We start from the raw sequence: 14,935 nt of genomic DNA, 5'->3' as shown, positions 1-14,935 counted from the left end.
TGTCGTCCTACTATGCCAAGTGGCATACATATCATCGATCGTTGACATGGACTGGGGAGTGAACATGGCCGACCGGGGTGATGCCGTGCTCGGGCATATCGGGCGACTGACCCATCGATTCGCCGCGTGGATAGTGCTGTTCTGGGTGGTACTCGCCGCCGCGCTCACCGTGACGGTCCCGCAGCTCGAGCACACCGTCTCGACCCGATCCGCCGATTTCGTTCCCGCCGACCTACCGGCCAACAAGAGCCTGGAGCAGATGGCCAAGGACTTCGGCGTTCCGGCGTCCAACGCGGTGGGCAGCGTGGTCCTGGTCAGCCGCAACGGCTTCGGAGCCCCGGAGCAGAGGTACTACGGCGCCTTGTTGCGGGCGTTGGTCGCCGACAAGAGCAACGTCGCCTACGTGCTGGACACCTACGGCAACCCGGTGACACGCGACATCGCGCTGAGCCCCGACGGCAAGGCGGTCACCGTACTCGTCGCCAGTGCGGGATCGGCGGGTTCGACCCGCGCCCACCACGCAACGATTGCGATTCGCGACCACATCGCGGCACTCCCGCGACCCGACGGGCTGACCGTGCACTTCAGCGGGCCGACCCCTACGCTGTCGGATCTGTTCTCCGGCATCGACGTGTCACTCCTGATCATCACCGGGGTCTCGGTCCTGCTGATCACGGTGATGCTGGCGCTCGCGTACCGCAGGTTCACGACCGCGTTGATCCCGCTGCTGACCGTGGGCCTCGTTCTCGCGATCGTCCGTCCGGTCATCTCCCTGCTCGGCGCACACGGCGTGCTCCCGGTATCGAACTTCACGATCGCGATCATGACCGCGTTGGTGCTCGGCGCCGGGACCGACTACGCCATCTTCGGAATCGCGAACTATCACCGCGCGCGCCGCGCCGGCGCAGAGGTCGTCGATGCGGTCACTGCCGTCTCGGTTCGTACCGCCCCGATCCTCATCGCGTCCGCCCTGACCATCGCCGCGGCCTGCGCGTCGATGGTGTTCACCAAGATCGGCATGTTCGCCACGGCCGGCCCTCCCACAGCGATCGCAGTGCTGATCGCCCTCGCCATCGCGTTGACATTGCCCAATGCCCTGCTGTCCCTTGCGGGGCGACGCGGGCTCGCCGAGCCGCGGCCGTCGACGGAGAGTCGGTGGCAGCATCGCGGCGCTCGAGTGATCCGGCATGCCGGGGTGTACACGACCGTGGCACTGATCTTCCTGATCGGAACCGCAGCCGCGACGACGACCCTGCGCCTCAACTGGGACGAGTCCGCGATGCCCGTCCGCGCGACCGACTCGACCAGAGGGTATGAGGCTGTGCGGCAGCACTATCCGACGGCCGAGATCTCGCCGGAGTATGTGACCTTCCGCGCCGATCACGACCTGCGCAACACAGCCGATCTCGCCTCGCTGGAGCTGGCAGCGATGGCGTTGTCCACGATTCCCGAGGTCGGGTTGGTCCGCTCGATCACGCGCCCCGACGGAAAGCCGCTGGCAGAGGCCGCCACCGGTTATCAGACCCGCATCGTCGGAGGCCAACTCGGCGATGCCGAGCACCGGATGTCGGCGGCCGAGCCGCAATTGAGGATGCTCGCCGAAGGGGCGCAGCAGCTTTCGACCGGAGCAGATGCGGCGGCCGTCCAGATGCCCGCGCTGGTGTCCGGTACCCAGCAGGTGGTGTCGATGGCCGGTACCGTTCTCGACGGCCTCGACCAAGTCAATGGCATCACCCGAACGGCGACCGGCGGCGACTCCCTGGCACAGACGCTTCCGGCGCTGCGCACAGCGCTGGCCACCGCCGCATCGGCCATTGCCGCACTCGACTCCCCGTCACGCGTGGCGACCGAGGCCCTGACCGAGCTCGATGAGGTGTTTACTCCGCTGGTGGGCGAACCCACGCCGCGGTGCACGTCGAGTCCGGCGTGCGCAGCCGCACGTGCGGCGTTCGCTCAACTCGATCGTGCGCTCGGCGGACGCGCTTCTGCCGCACTGACCTCCCTGCATGCCTTTGCCGGAGTCCCCACCGAGACGATCACCCGAGTTACTGGGCTACTGCCGCAACTCAATTCGGCCTTGAGCACCGTTGATTCACTGTTGCAGCAACTCGCCGGACGTTCCACCGAACAGGTACGCGCCGACCTGGCTCGTCTCGAGCAGGGCGTGGCCGATCTTTCCAGTGGCATGTCGCAACTCGCCGACGGTCTGCACCAGGTGCATGACGGGACAACGCAAATGGTGGCTCTGACCGGAGCGTTGACCGAAGGGCTGCACCAGGCCTCGGAGTACCTGACCACCATGGGGGACGCCACATCGACGGGCGCCGGAGCGGGGTTCTATCTGCCGCCGGATGCGCTGCACGACAAGCGCTTTGTCGCCGGCTCCCGGCTCCTGATCTCGCCGAATGGGCGCACCGCACGCATGATCGTCACATGGAAGGTCAACCCCTACAGTCAGGAAGCGATGGCGGCCAGCCGTCAACTTCCCGTCGTCGCGCATCGGGCGCTGACGGGCACCACTTTGGCCGATGCCTCCGTATCGACGGCCGGACTGGCGTCGCTGTCGGCGGATATGCAGGACCAATTGCATCGCGACTTCCTGATCTTCGCGTCGGTCGCCGCTGCGGCGGTCCTGGTCATCCTCATGGTGTTGCTGCGTAGCATCCTGGCTCCGGTCCTGTTGGTGGGCACCGTGATCCTGAGCTTTGCGTCAGCAGTAGGGGTGAGCGTGCTCGTCTGGCAGCACGTGATCGGCATCGACCTCGACTGGTCGGTGATCCCAGTGTCGTTCATGGCCCTCATCGCCGTCGGTGCGGATTACTCGATGTTGTTCGCCGACCGCATTCGCGAGGAGTCGCAAGAGGGGATGGTGCGCGGCATCATCCGCGGCTTCGGGAGCACCGGCGGGGTCATCACCACGGCCGGAGTGGTTTTCGCTGTCACGATGTTCGCCCTCATGAGCGGCACCGTCCTCAACCTCGTGCAGATCGGCTTCACCATCGGGGTCGGCCTGCTACTCGACATCGCGATCGTGCGCACGGTTTTGGTACCGGCCGCGATGGCGGTGATCGGCGAGAGAATCTGGTGGCCATCGCGACCCACTCCCACGTCCCGTACGGCAAAGGTGTGACGAATGCGCGGACGATCCGCACCATACACCTGATGAGTGCGCACCGTGGTGGAGCGTGACTCGTCGCCCGGGCGACACTGTCGATTCTGTGCCAGACGTCGTGGTGGAAGCGGGTGCTGAGCCTCACGACGGTGGTCGCGGCGATTTTCGCAGGGGCGTGCGTGATCAGCGGCAGCGGATGGATTGTCGGTACATGGATATTCGCGGGCGCAGCTCTGGCCTACATGGCATTCGGAATCATGGCGAACCTGGTATGCGTCTACATCCAGAACCGGCGGGTCCTGCGACCAGGATCACGGTGGGCATCCGGCGGCGACGAGACCCGGATTCGAATCGATACCCCGGCAACGACGCACGTCATCGACCGCAGCAAGATCCTCTCGGCGCGCACCACCGGCGCACTGGTCATCCTGCGAGTCCGCCCGAAGGTGACTCTCGGACTCCCGACCGCGGTCTTCGCCGAACCAGCACTGAAGAACCTCCTCGACCGACCCTGAAGCGCTGCCGTGCCGACGCTTTTCTACTGTCGGCACACCGGGTTCCGCCGCAGGATCTCCTGACGAGGTCATGCTGCTGGGTCCACCACTGACGACCGGCACCGGAAAGCTCTCCACGGTTGATCTCAGGACGTCGGTATTGTCCGGTCCGGACGAACCTCGTTATATGGCAGCGACATTCGCGGAAGGCGGAAGGTAGGTGACGCCTGGGTTCCCTCCAACGTGCTTGCGCTCGTCATGGAGATGCACGTTGGTGACGCCATCGAGCGAGACCTGCATACTCGGAGCGTGGATCTAGTACGTCATCTGCGGGTGTTCGTCGCCGTCGCCGAGGAAGGCCATTTCGGTCGTGCCGCCGATAGGCTCGCGATGACGCAGCCTCCGGTGTCGCAGGGGTTGCGCCGATTGGAGAACACGCTGGGACTCGAGCTGATTCTGCGAACGAGGCAGGGAGCAGAGCTCACCGAGGCAGGTGCGGAGTTGCTTCCTCGCGCCCGCCTGCTCGTGGATGACGCAAAGCGTTTCACCGATGTGGCCCGGTTGCTGCGCGACTCCGCGGGGGATGTGCGGTGGGGCCTGCCGCAGCACCTGGACGCCTCGATCGGAACCGGGGTGGCCTACGCACTCCGCGCACACGGCCGCCAACACACCGTGGTGGATACGTCATCGGCGCTGGTACAGCTCGTCCGATCCGGGGCGTTGGACGTGGCCATCATCGAGCATCCCTGTGTCACAGAAGGTTTGGAGGTTGGTCCGGTCACACAGTTGAGCCGATCGGTCCTGGTCGCGAGCGATCATCCGTTGACCTCCGCGAGGCGTCCGTCGCTGCGTATGTTGCGCGGCTTGGCACTCAGTTGCCCATCCCGAGACGATAATCCACCGGCGTTCGACGCCCTCATCGACCGTCTACGGGCGCGCGGACTCGACCCAGAGGTGCTTCCGTTCACCACCGCAGCGGCTCAGGCGGCGGCCGTCGCGTCCGGTGCGGCGTTCGCACTCGGATCGGCATCGACTCAGTCACCGTTCATCACGGCGGTGACTGTTACCGAGAACGATCTGGCGATACGGCTACGTGTGGTGTCGCGGACCGATTCCGTCCAGGACGCCGCCGACGCAGTGATCTCAGCGATCTGGACGTTGCGATGATCATCGATCCTGTGGGAACACAGGTGGCCCGCACCGTCGCGGCGATCTTCGCAGATGCCGGGTGCGCAGGGTGGGTGCATGCGCGGGTCATCGGCGGCCGCGCATCACAGGAGATCGATCTCGGCGCCGACCATCCGGTGGTGATGGCCTCGGTATACAAGTTGACTCTGGCAATCGCGTTCGCCCGGGAGGTCGACGCCGGGGAGATCGACGCATCGGAGCAGGTACTCGTGGATCCCCGCGCGCGGCAGGACGGACCGACAGGGTTGTCGTTGTTCGGCGATCCCGTTTCGTTGACCTGGCGGGACCTGGTGACCTCGATGATGGTGGTGTCCGACAATGCCGCGGCGGATGTCGTTCTCGAGCGGGTCGGACTCGAATCGATCGCCGCGGTCCTGGCTGACGCGCACACCACACACACCACCGTCGTGGATGGGGTCCGGCAAGTCCACGCACGGCTCGTCACCGAAACCGGCACCAGCACCGTGGCCGAGGCGTTCGCCGTGCTGGCCGACACTGATCGAGATCTTCAGGTCACCGCCTACGACGCCGCCTACACCAGTGCAACCACACCCCGGGATTGCACCCGCCTACTGGATTGCCTCTGGCGAGACGTCCTGGCAACCCCCGAGTCCAGCGCGTGGATTCGGCGTCTGATGGCGCAGCAGGTATCCCGGTCGCGCATCGCATCCGGCTTCAGTGTCGGTACCAGGGTGTGTGGCAAGACCGGCACCATCGGGCCGATCCGCAACGAGGTCGCGGTCATCGAGCACCCCGAGGAGTACCCCATAGCGGTGGCCGTGTTCACGCGCAGCGCCCGCGGCGATGCCGGCGGACCGCGCGTCGACGTCGCGATCGGTGCGGTGGCGCGCGCAGTCGTCACCGCGCTGCGTACTCCCCGCGACTCCGACGGTTGAGCTCACCACCACGAAGAATCGGCGCTCGGTATCACTGTTGACGTGCTCCGATACTCGATGGCTATGCACGTCGGCGCCAGTGAGACTTTCCCAGCCGATGCCATCATGGGGTGATATCAGCTCATGTCTCCACAACACCTCCGATTCCGAATCCGATCTGTTCGCAAGGTGGCGACCCTGATCACCGCGATGGCGGCAGCAATTGCCGTCGCCGCGCCCGCCACAGCGGCCGCGCCCGCGACCGCCGATTCGATCGACGCGCAGATCCGGCACATCGCGACCGCCAACGACGTAACGACCGGAGTGTGGGCGCAAGATCTACGAACCGGCCGGGTCATTGCGGCGGTGAACTGCGAACAGCGGTACCCCGTGTTATCGATGTCGAAGGTCTACCTGGCCGCCGCGGTGCTCGATGCCGCCCGACACGGACTCCTGCGGATGGACTCCCGAGTACCCGTACACGCCGATCACATCGTCGCGAACTCGCCGATCACGAGCACCTACGCGGGTCGCACCCTCAACTACTCCGAGATCGCCAAAGCAGCTCTGCAGTACAGCGACAACACGGCGGCCAATCTCATGTTCGCCGCGATCGGGGGACCACTCGGCGTCACCGCATACGCGCGCACAGCCGGAGATGGGGCCACAGTGATGGTCCGCGAGGAAACGGAACTGAACACCGCGTTCCCCGGCGACTCCAGGGATACGACGACGCCGCGCGCATGGGCCGCGGGACTGCGCTCGACCATGTCAGGAGCGCGCCTCGACCCGCGCGATCGCGTGACCCTACTCGGATGGATGCGCGGCACGCACACGTCGGACAAACGTTTCCGCGCCGACCTTCCGGCCGGATGGTCCACCGCCGACAAAACCGGCACCGGCGACTACGGCACCGCTAATGACGCCGGAGTCCTCTACGGTCCCGACGGAGCACTGATACTGCTGGTCATTCAGACCCGCAGCGCCACAAACAACTCCAAGGCAACAGCGCGGGACTCAGTGATCGGTCAGACCGCGGCACTCGTGACAGCACATGCCGCACGCTGATGATCCCGGCGAGAATGGTCGGCTGCCGCGTGATCGCGAGCGCTCGGTGCAGACTTACTATTGCTTAATGACCGATCAGTCATTAATAATGACTGCATGGTCACTAGATCTGCTCAGGGTCCCGTCCGTCTGTTGGGCCAGGTGATCGTCGTTTATGCCGTCGTGGCGATCAGCACAGTCGCCCTGCTGGGCATTCTGTCGGCGACTTCACCACATCTCGCGCCCACCGACGCGTGGGTCCACGCGATCATCGTCGGGGTGTTCGCCGTGGTCCTCCCGCTGCGCCTGCGTGGCGTCCGCTCCGGCAAACGAGGGAGCTTGCGCGCGATCGGGATCATCTCGGGTGTGCTGGTGGCGGTCAACGTCGCCGAGGCATCGATCCCCGGCTTTGTGCCGACATGGATGCGTGTGGAGATGGTGGCCATTGCCCTGCTCCTGGCGATCTCGGTGGTGCTCGTCATCCGAATCGCCACTGTCGGCGATAATGGGGCGCATGGACCGATCACGGCGGAGCGCTCCCGTCGCTGACGGCCCCCGTTCACGGGTGCGCTTGAGTGCTGACGCACGTCGGGCCCAGATCATGGCCGCGGCGATCTCGGTGATTGCCGAGCGCGGCTACGCGGCCGCATCGGCAACGGCGATAGCCATCACCGCCGAGGTCGCAAAAGGACTCATCTGGCGCTACTTCGATGACCGGGACGACCTGATGCGAAAGACGGCCGAACACATCGATGAGCGGTTGCGGACCGAAGTCGTCGACCAACTCGACTTGTCGCAGCCGGCCACCGACATCGTCCGGCAGGCCCTGCACCACCTGGCGTTGCTGACGCGCACGCACGCGGCGGAATTGCGGGCGCTTGATCACATAGTGCACAACCTACTCACTCCCGAAGGCGACCAGCGCCTCTCAGTCCACGATTACGAGACCGGCTACCGCCTCCAAGAGGAGCTGTTTGCGCGTGGCATCGCCGAAGGCTCCATGAACCCGGCCGACACACGCGTCATGGCGGTCACCTACCAGGGCGCTATCGACGCGATGCTCGGCTACCTCACCGCACATCCAGAGCTCAAACCCGCCATCTACGCCGAGCAACTCGCCAACCTCCTGATCAACGGCTTTGGCACTCGTGACCACGACGTGGGACCCGACGACGCCGGGCAGTGATCGCGTAGGCCGATTCGATGCGGGTTTCCTGTCGTTTGCGGTCGCGATGGTCGATTTGTATTCTGCCCCAAACTGATTCGATCATCGCTATTACCACCGCGCAGTACGCCTTGCCGCATTTGATGGTCGAGTCCGACATTCTCACTCCTCCGATGTTGCCGATGGTGGACTAGCCTGGCGGGATGCCGGGGGAACCGATTGCCACGCGCCAGCGGATCGGGACCTCGCTGGTCAACTTCGAGGTGGTGAGTGTCGAGGCCGAGGCCGCCGCCGGAGATCCAGTGCTGCTCGTGCACGGCTGGCCTGATGGCCCAGCATCGTGGCTGCCGCTCGCGAGGCATATCGCTGGTCACGGTCTTCGGGTGCTTGTGCCCGCGTGGCCCGGAGTGGGTGGTAGTGCCGCGGTCGGTGTGCCGGTGCGCGACGTGGCGAGCCAGGCCGGTCTTGTCCGGGCGCTCACAGAGTTGGTCGCGGCCATCGGGGTGAACGGTCCGGTGCATCTGGTGGGGCATGATTGGGGCGCGCTGGCGTCCTTCGGGGTCGCTGCGACGGCACCATCAACGATTGCGTCGCTCACGGCTCTGGGCGCCGGGTGGTCGCCACGGTCCGCGGCCGCCGAACTACCCGCCCCAGAGCAGCTGCACATGTTTTGGTATCAGTGGTTGCTGAATACCCCGATGGGGGAGCGATATCTCGCGACCCGTCGCGCCGAACTGGTCGCCCATCTCTGGCGACAGTGGTCGCCGGAGTGGCACTTCGAGACCGGGGAACCCGCGCGCGCGGTGGCAGCGTTCGGTACCGACTGGGCGGATGCGACTATCGGGTATTACCGCAACCGATGGTGGTGGGGTGAGGCCGCATCGCGTGAGGAACTCGCCGGCACGGACGCCGCCTTGGCCGCGGCACGGCGAATCACCGTTCCCACGCAGCTGATCCACGGAGAGCGGGATGGCTGTTTTGCGCTGTCGACCTCGCGGGCGACCGAGCGGTTCGTCGAGGCCCACTACCGACACACGGCGTTACCCGGTGTCGGCCACTTTCCGCATCGAGAAGCGCCGGACGAGAGCGCAGGCCTGATCCTGGACTGGCTGGAACGGTACCGCGATGGTTAGCCGCCGTGAGCGTGGGCGACCACCCGCGGGTGCCCGTCGCCGCGCCGACCGTGCCGCTGCAGCCCTCGTTGAGCGGGTCGGGTCGTGCGAGGGCGAACCCACGTTGGGCGACCTACTGACGGCCGCCAGGGCACTGACAGGATGCGAGACCCGGCTCGTGCCTGCTGATTTCGGCTCGACCCGACTGTTCGGCATGGTGGTGCGGTTGCCGGTCGCCGACGTGGTCATGTTCGACCGCTACGCCCCGCCGACGCACCAGTTGTTCACCATCCTGCACGAGGTGGGCCATCTACTTTTGGAGCACGCGCTGATGGATGGAACAGCGGAGCCCGCAGAGTCCGGTTGTGGTGGATCGATCGCCGACGAGCGGGCCGCTGAGTACTTCGCTGCCCGCGTCTCACATCTGCTCCGCGTGCGATCGGCGCGGATGGCGAATCCGGACTCATCCGCCGCCCGAATCGCCGACACGTTGACGGGCGGGACTCCGTGATCGTTGCGCCCGTGGAGTACCTGTGGGGCTATGAATCCGACGTGATCGTCTTTCTCCTGGTGGCTCTGCTGGTGGTCTCAGGGGTGCTCACCCGCAGGCGCCCGGTCGGTTCGCGGTACCGGCTCGCGCTCGCAACACTTCTGGTCGGGGTGATGTTCTATCAGTCCACGGCGCTGATCTTCGTTGCCGGTGCGGACCAGGTGGCGGGAATCCACCGGCCGACGGCGTTGCTCACCCACGCGTTGGGGGTCGTCTGGAATTGCCTGACCGTGCTGCTTGCGGTGTATTGGCGGGTGGGCCGGGTGCCGACGACGGTGGTGGCGCGGGTGGTGGCGTTCGGTGCGTTCAGCGTGGGTGCGCTGACGGTGTGTTTCATCCTGCTGTACCCGGGCCCGACCGACCCCAACTACATTGTCGGGATCGAGCCAACGGTTGTGGGCAAGGTCTATGTTGCGGTGTACGCGGCGTCGATGCTGGCCGCGAAATCGATTGTGCTGTGGGTCTGTCTGCCCCAGATTCGTCAGATGTCACGCCGGCCGGCCCAGGTGGGGCTGGCACTGGTGTGCCTTGGTTCGGCGATGATCGCGGCGTTCGCCGTGTGCCGGATGACAGCGCCATACTGGCGGGCCGTACTTCCGGATAGCGCTGACGTTGTCGAGACGGTCGCCTTCGTCGCACACGTCGTCGGTGCGATCGTTTACGCTGCGGGCTTCGGCTTCATGGAGGCGAGGTCGTTGTTGCGGTCGGTTCTCGCCCACGCCGACGACGTCCGCCGCTATCTGCGGTTGCGACCGTTGCTGGTGGCGATCGACCGGTATGAGACCGAGGGGCGATTCGGTGTCGTGTCCGGGTACGGGCAGCCCCGGTGGCCGGAGTTCGCCAGTCGCGCAGCCATATCGGGCTACGTGAGCGCTGCGGTCGTCGTGGTGTTCGACGCCGCCGGGTTACGCGCCCGGGCCCTGCGGGCTACCCTCGCCGACGACGGTCCGAGCGCCACCGGCGGACACGGTGCGGTCACCGAGACGACGCCGCTGTTCCATTTCCGGACGGTACGGACGTCGGACTACCGGTTGGTGGCTGCCACCGCGCGGGACTATCGGACGCTGGTACGCGGTTCGATCGGGCCCGAGGTCGCGTGTGCACGGGCGCTGGCCGCCCTTGCCGACGCGTTGGCGCTCACTCCGGCCCAGGATGATCACGATCGGTGACAGGCATGAGACCCTCCTTCTCCCGCAGCCGGTCGATGATCCGGGTGACCTCGTTGAGCGACTCGTCGGAGAGGCCACCCGCCCGCAGTCCAACCCGGGCGCCGGCATCGGTGAGCGCGCGGATCAGGTCCGCGTGTGCTGCAGACGACCCGGTAGCGGTTTCGGCTCCGCCGAAGAAGTAGTCCGTCGGTACCTGGAAGTACTCGGCGAAGGCCTGGATCAGGGCCATACGCGGATCTGTGACGACGCCGTTGCGCAGCTCCGACAGGTACCCCTTACTCACCCGGGTGCCGGTGACCGCCTCGAAGTCGTTGAGGAATTCGTTCAGGGTCTGCGAGCGGCCCGTCGTACGTTCGCGTCGCTCGAACAGTGCGTTGAGGCGCTCGGTGAACGTCTCTCTATCAGCCGTCATGTGTTTCTATCGTAGTCGCGGCCTCGAAGGAGGATGCCCTCTGTCTGGGCATTCGACATTCGCAACGCAGCCCATGCCGCGCCACCGAGAACCGCAAACGCCCCTGCAATCGTACTGAACGCCGCCACCGGGGAGGCGGACAGCGCATCTGATCCGAGCACCGCCACCGCCACCACCATCCCGAGTTGTCGGCCGACGTTGAATGTCCCGGCGCTCGCCCCAGACCTACCGGGCGTAGCCAGCGACATCGCCGTGCTGCTCAGCGTCGACGCGAGCACACCGGCCGTCACCCCTAGCGGGACCGTCGCCACCAGCGCCGCAGGCAGGACAGTCGCCGCGGTCGCCGCGACCACCGCCGCGGCGACCACCGCGACGGCCGGCGCAACACTCAGGAACCTCCGGTGCAGGTGATGCGGAGCGAGCAACGCGATGACGTTTCCGCCGAGCCAGCCCACACAGCAGGGGATCATCAGCCGGCCCGCGTGGACCACGTCGAACCGGCGGACGAGCTGGAGATACATCGGTAAAACGATCAAGGAGCCGTACGCGGCGAACTGATAGCACGTGCCGGCCACGACCGAAACCGAGAACGGCCGGTTGAACACCTCGGGCGGCACCATTGGTGCGGGTGCCCGGCGAACATGCCATACCAGCGCCGCCACGGCGGCGGTGCATGCGGCGGCGGCGAACCCGGCCACCACATATGCGCCGCGCATCGACTCGATCACGCCGCAAGCCAGCGCCGACAGCAGGACCGCGAGCAGCACCTGCCCGCGCCAGTCGATGCTGCGCGTCGTCGCCTCGCGATCGTCGACCGCCGGCAGTAGGAGCAGCGCGGCGATACACATGGGGATATTGCACGCGAATACCGACCACCAACCCAAGCCGGCGACAAGCACCGAGGCGAGTAACGGGGCGGACGCGATCGCGACGCCGCCGACAACTCCCCACACTCCGATCGCCCGCGCGCGCCGGGCGGGCTCGCCGATCCGGCGACTGATCACCGACAGTGTCATCGGCAGCATGAAACCGCCTGCCGCGCCCTGCACTATTCGACAGGCGATCAGAGTGGGCGAATCCGGGGCAACAGCACAGAGTAACGACACCACCGCAAACACCGCGGTCGCGCGGCGGTACAGCCGGGTGCCGCCGATCCTGTCCCCTAGTACACCCGCAAGCAACAGAACCGCACACAGAGGTACGGTATAGGCATCCAAGATCCATTGGCGGGCAACGGTTCCCGCGCCAAGGTCCGAGGCGATCGCCGGCAGCGCAACATTGACCCCGCTGGCGTCGAAGGCGACCATGAAGTTGCCCAGACTCACCGCCACCACGCCCAACCAGCCGAGAGCGGGGACCTTGCACCGAACCTGCTCGGGTGTGACCGTCATCGCGGTTCGCTACGCGCCAGACGTTCCCCGGGAGACTGCGTGGCGACGATCATCCTGTGCACCGGCACCTCGACGCCTGCCTGCTCGGCGTAAGCGAGTACCGCACCGTTCTGTTCGAACAGCTCCGAGGGTCGCCCGGCGAGGAGGTCGCGCTGCATCGACGACGTCGTCGCCGACTCGAATCCCACGTACACACTCATCGCCTCGGTCACATCGTCCGGACCGACGTGGACACCGTGCGCGCAGGCCACCGCCGCCACCTCCCGCATCGCGGCCTCGACCAGTGCATGGGTGATGGGGTCTGTGGCGGTGACCCCGGTCGGCTGCCGACACAGCGCGCCGACACCCCCGTAGGAGGCGACGAGCATCAGCTTGCGCCACAACGCGCGTCGCATGTCGAGGTTGACGGTCACCTGTAGTCCTGCGCCGAGCAATACCGTGGCGAGTCGGGCGTGCGCATCGGAGGGGCGGTCGGTGTGATCTATGGGGCCGACCTCGACTGCGGCGTCCCGGCCGAGGCAGCGGGCCGTCAGCGGGCCGATCCGCTGCGCGATCACGACACACGTCGCGGCAACCACATGCGAAGAGCCGACGATCTTTGCGACCTCGAGCGGCGCGTCCACGCCGTTCTGCACGGTCATCACCAATGTCCGTGGACCGACCAGTGGGGCCACGAGCTCCGCGACGCCCGGGACCTGCCATGACTTGACCGTGACGACAACCAGGTCTGCGTCGCCTCGCACGTCGGCGATGTCGGAGACAACGGTGACCGCCCGGGTTTCACGCTGCTGGTCGCCGTAATCGACGACAAGGGGTTCCCCGTTCGCAAATCGGTCCGCCGCGTCCGACCGGGCGACAAGAGTGACTGTCTCCACATCCGGCGCTGCGGCCAGTTTCGCCGCGAAGTACAGGCCGAGCGCTCCAGCTCCGACCACGACGATGTTCACGCGGACATCCGTTCCTCGGGACCTGTCGCGCCGGCCACGGTCCTCAGACCACGACGACCGAGAACATCCATCGCCGCGAGCTGCACGTGTTCCAGGCGCACCAAGTCGGAATAGAAGTCCTGGATCTGCGCGGCCAGGGCGTCGTAGTCAACCCGCTTACGCGCGTACATCTCGTCCATCTGCGTCGCGAGGTGGCCGTACACAGCGTCGAGGAAACCGGGGTCGGACACCGCATCGGCGTCCACCCCGCTTTCGATGAGGATCTGTCGAATATAGTTGGGAAACAATCCAATCCGATTGAGGAAGTAGTCGACGTCACGCGTCACGCCCAAGTAGTCCGGCACGTTGACAATGCCCGCATTCTCGTTACGGACCAGAAATCCGCTGATCGCCCGGTAGGGATCCGGCACAGCCATATAGGTCTCCTCGGAGAGCTGTGCCGCCCGCACGAGTCCGTCCAAGTTGAGCTCACCGTCGGCAACCGTGATCGAGTTGCGTGCGAAGACCGCTGCGATGCTCTCAATCTCGGGTAGTCCGGCGCGATTGCCGACCCCCGCCACACCGCCCTCGACCATCTGGAATCCATGGAAGACCGACATTAACGAGTTCGCGGTCCCGATGCCGTAATCGTTGTGCCCGTGCAGATAGAAGGTGATGTCGGGATTGTCGTGCACAAGGTTTGCGGCGAGGACCGCGGTGGCCTCGGGTAGCAGCGTGCCGACCGAATCATTGATCCGGATCAGCTCGATACCCTGCGCCCGACACCGCTCGATCTGAGTGCCCAGGTGCTCGTACTTCTGCTCGTCGATCGTGGTCGAGAACGCATTGAGCAGGCTGGACCGGAACCGGTGGACGCCGATACCCCGCAATCGATCTACCACTCGCTCGAAAAGGCAGTTGTGGCTGTCGATTTCGATCATCCCGACGCTGACATAGATCTCGTCGCGATACTCCGGTGGGAGGTCGCGCTCCAAGGTCTCTATCAGCGGCTCCCAGGTTTTGAGCGTGAGATTGAACGAGAACTGCGCGGCAGCGGGAATCCGACCCATGATGTGCTTGGCGTCCAAGACATTTCGGACAAATGCCGCCTCGTCGAGACCGGAGCCCACATCGATGTCGGTGACCCCGGCTCCCGTGATCGCCTCAATCAGCCGCAGCTTGCGGTGGTTGTCGGCTCCGAACGGTGCGCGCTCGCCACCCTCACGAATCGTCTCGTCGGACACCGCTTTGATCTCAAAGTTCTCATACCGGGGCCGGTGCCCCGCAGGAAAGGACAGCGCAGACATCGAAACTCCGTTCATGTTTGTGAACAATGTTGCCTGGCAGCGATCTAACGCGCCCGGGTGATGCCAGTCAAGACTGGTTCCGGGAGGGCAGGATCACAGGCCGCCCCGGTTGACAGCCACCCGGAGCCAGCGGAGTATCTGTGTCGTTCACAAATGTGAACACCTTCGAGGGTCCGCGGCGCGGCGT

General features: G+C 65.8%; 14 protein-coding genes. 10 read left to right on the top strand and 4 right to left on the bottom strand.

The annotated features are described in order from the left end of the window. Positions 1-64 precede the first annotated feature (64 nt). The 10 genes from QNM97_RS24595 to QNM97_RS24550 all read left to right on the top strand — a co-directional run bounded on the left by QNM97_RS24595 (position 65) and on the right by QNM97_RS24550 (position 10,712). Positions 65-3,130 (top strand): MMPL family transporter, encoded by a 3,066-nt coding sequence (locus tag QNM97_RS24595; protein WP_283820728.1) that lies wholly within the window; start codon positions 65-67, stop codon positions 3,128-3,130. Positions 3,131-3,243: 113 nt separating this feature from the next. Then, positions 3,244-3,627 carry a hypothetical protein gene (locus QNM97_RS24590; RefSeq protein ID WP_283820727.1) on the top strand — a complete coding sequence of 128 codons (384 nt, stop codon included), beginning with the start codon at positions 3,244-3,246 and terminating at the stop codon, positions 3,625-3,627. Between the two features lie 288 nt (positions 3,628-3,915). Next, positions 3,916-4,773, top strand: a complete 858-nt coding sequence (locus QNM97_RS24585) for a LysR family transcriptional regulator (RefSeq protein ID WP_283820726.1) — start codon at positions 3,916-3,918, stop codon at positions 4,771-4,773. Then, a complete protein-coding gene (locus QNM97_RS24580; RefSeq protein ID WP_283820725.1) occupies positions 4,770-5,690 on the top strand; it encodes a serine hydrolase in 921 nt (306 codons plus the stop codon). The genes QNM97_RS24585 and QNM97_RS24580 overlap by 4 nt, the downstream gene beginning before the upstream one ends. 168 nt (positions 5,691-5,858) lie before the next feature. Then, on the top strand, positions 5,859-6,737 hold the full coding sequence (gene bla / locus QNM97_RS24575) for a class A beta-lactamase (protein ID WP_216354283.1): 879 nt from the start codon (positions 5,859-5,861) through the stop codon (positions 6,735-6,737). A 96-nt stretch (positions 6,738-6,833) separates the two neighbouring features. After that, positions 6,834-7,265, top strand: a complete 432-nt coding sequence (locus tag QNM97_RS24570) for a hypothetical protein (RefSeq protein ID WP_172398952.1) — start codon at positions 6,834-6,836, stop codon at positions 7,263-7,265. Positions 7,266-7,317: 52 nt separating this feature from the next. Further along, positions 7,318-7,902 (top strand): TetR/AcrR family transcriptional regulator, encoded by a 585-nt coding sequence (locus tag QNM97_RS24565; RefSeq protein ID WP_172398953.1) that lies wholly within the window; start codon positions 7,318-7,320, stop codon positions 7,900-7,902. 182 nt (positions 7,903-8,084) lie between these two features. Further along, positions 8,085-9,014 carry an alpha/beta fold hydrolase gene (locus QNM97_RS24560; protein ID WP_283820724.1) on the top strand — a complete coding sequence of 310 codons (930 nt, stop codon included), beginning with the start codon at positions 8,085-8,087 and terminating at the stop codon, positions 9,012-9,014. A gap of 157 nt (positions 9,015-9,171) precedes the next feature. After that, the gene (locus QNM97_RS24555; protein ID WP_139765850.1) at positions 9,172-9,504 is read left to right on the top strand and encodes an ImmA/IrrE family metallo-endopeptidase; all 333 of its coding nucleotides are present in this window, start codon (positions 9,172-9,174) and stop codon (positions 9,502-9,504) included. Beyond that, positions 9,501-10,712: a hypothetical protein gene (locus QNM97_RS24550; RefSeq protein ID WP_283820723.1), complete on the top strand. Its 1,212-nt coding sequence runs from the start codon at positions 9,501-9,503 to the stop codon at positions 10,710-10,712. Before QNM97_RS24555 ends, QNM97_RS24550 begins: the two co-directional genes overlap by 4 nt. Here the strand turns inward: QNM97_RS24550 and QNM97_RS24545 are convergent. Genes QNM97_RS24545 through QNM97_RS24530 form a run of 4 tightly spaced genes read right to left on the bottom strand, consistent with a single transcriptional unit; the run spans position 10,681 to position 14,748 of the window. Next, positions 10,681-11,124: a helix-turn-helix domain-containing protein gene (locus QNM97_RS24545; RefSeq protein WP_283820722.1), complete on the bottom strand. Its 444-nt coding sequence runs from the start codon at positions 11,122-11,124 to the stop codon at positions 10,681-10,683. The two genes, QNM97_RS24550 and QNM97_RS24545, sit on opposite strands and share 32 nt — an antisense overlap. Further along, positions 11,121-12,515 (bottom strand): MFS transporter, encoded by a 1,395-nt coding sequence (locus tag QNM97_RS24540; RefSeq protein ID WP_283820721.1) that lies wholly within the window; start codon positions 12,513-12,515, stop codon positions 11,121-11,123. The genes QNM97_RS24545 and QNM97_RS24540 overlap by 4 nt, the downstream gene beginning before the upstream one ends. Beyond that, complete coding sequence (locus QNM97_RS24535; RefSeq protein ID WP_139765851.1) at positions 12,512-13,462, bottom strand: ketopantoate reductase family protein; 951 nt, start codon at positions 13,460-13,462, stop codon at positions 12,512-12,514. Before QNM97_RS24535 ends, QNM97_RS24540 begins: the two co-directional genes overlap by 4 nt. Then, positions 13,459-14,748 carry a hydroxymethylglutaryl-CoA lyase-like TIM-barrel protein gene (locus tag QNM97_RS24530; protein WP_283820720.1) on the bottom strand — a complete coding sequence of 430 codons (1,290 nt, stop codon included), beginning with the start codon at positions 14,746-14,748 and terminating at the stop codon, positions 13,459-13,461. The genes QNM97_RS24535 and QNM97_RS24530 overlap by 4 nt, the downstream gene beginning before the upstream one ends. Between the last annotated feature and the right edge of the window lie 187 nt (positions 14,749-14,935).

Origin of the sequence: Gordonia sp. L191 (assembly GCF_030077625.1) — a bacterium.
Taxonomy (GTDB): domain Bacteria; phylum Actinomycetota; class Actinomycetes; order Mycobacteriales; family Mycobacteriaceae; genus Gordonia; species Gordonia polyisoprenivorans_A.
Note: the sequence above shows the minus strand (reverse complement) of the source record. Positions and strands in the feature narration are given on the sequence as shown.

Excerpts from the sequence above, each read along its gene's own strand:
- QNM97_RS24595 (WP_283820728.1), top strand. The coding sequence starts at position 65 with ATGGCCGACCGGGGTGATGCCGTGCTCGGGCATATCGGGCGACTGACC.
- QNM97_RS24580 (WP_283820725.1), top strand. The coding sequence starts at position 4,770 with ATGATCATCGATCCTGTGGGAACACAGGTGGCCCGCACCGTCGCGGCG.
- QNM97_RS24570 (WP_172398952.1), top strand. The coding sequence starts at position 6,834 with ATGGTCACTAGATCTGCTCAGGGTCCCGTCCGTCTGTTGGGCCAGGTG.
- QNM97_RS24565 (WP_172398953.1), top strand. The coding sequence starts at position 7,318 with ATGGCCGCGGCGATCTCGGTGATTGCCGAGCGCGGCTACGCGGCCGCA.
- QNM97_RS24560 (WP_283820724.1), top strand. The coding sequence starts at position 8,085 with ATGCCGGGGGAACCGATTGCCACGCGCCAGCGGATCGGGACCTCGCTG.
- QNM97_RS24545 (WP_283820722.1), bottom strand. The coding sequence starts at position 11,124 with ATGACGGCTGATAGAGAGACGTTCACCGAGCGCCTCAACGCACTGTTC.
- QNM97_RS24540 (WP_283820721.1), bottom strand. The coding sequence starts at position 12,515 with ATGACGGTCACACCCGAGCAGGTTCGGTGCAAGGTCCCCGCTCTCGGC.
- QNM97_RS24530 (WP_283820720.1), bottom strand. The coding sequence starts at position 14,748 with ATGTCTGCGCTGTCCTTTCCTGCGGGGCACCGGCCCCGGTATGAGAAC.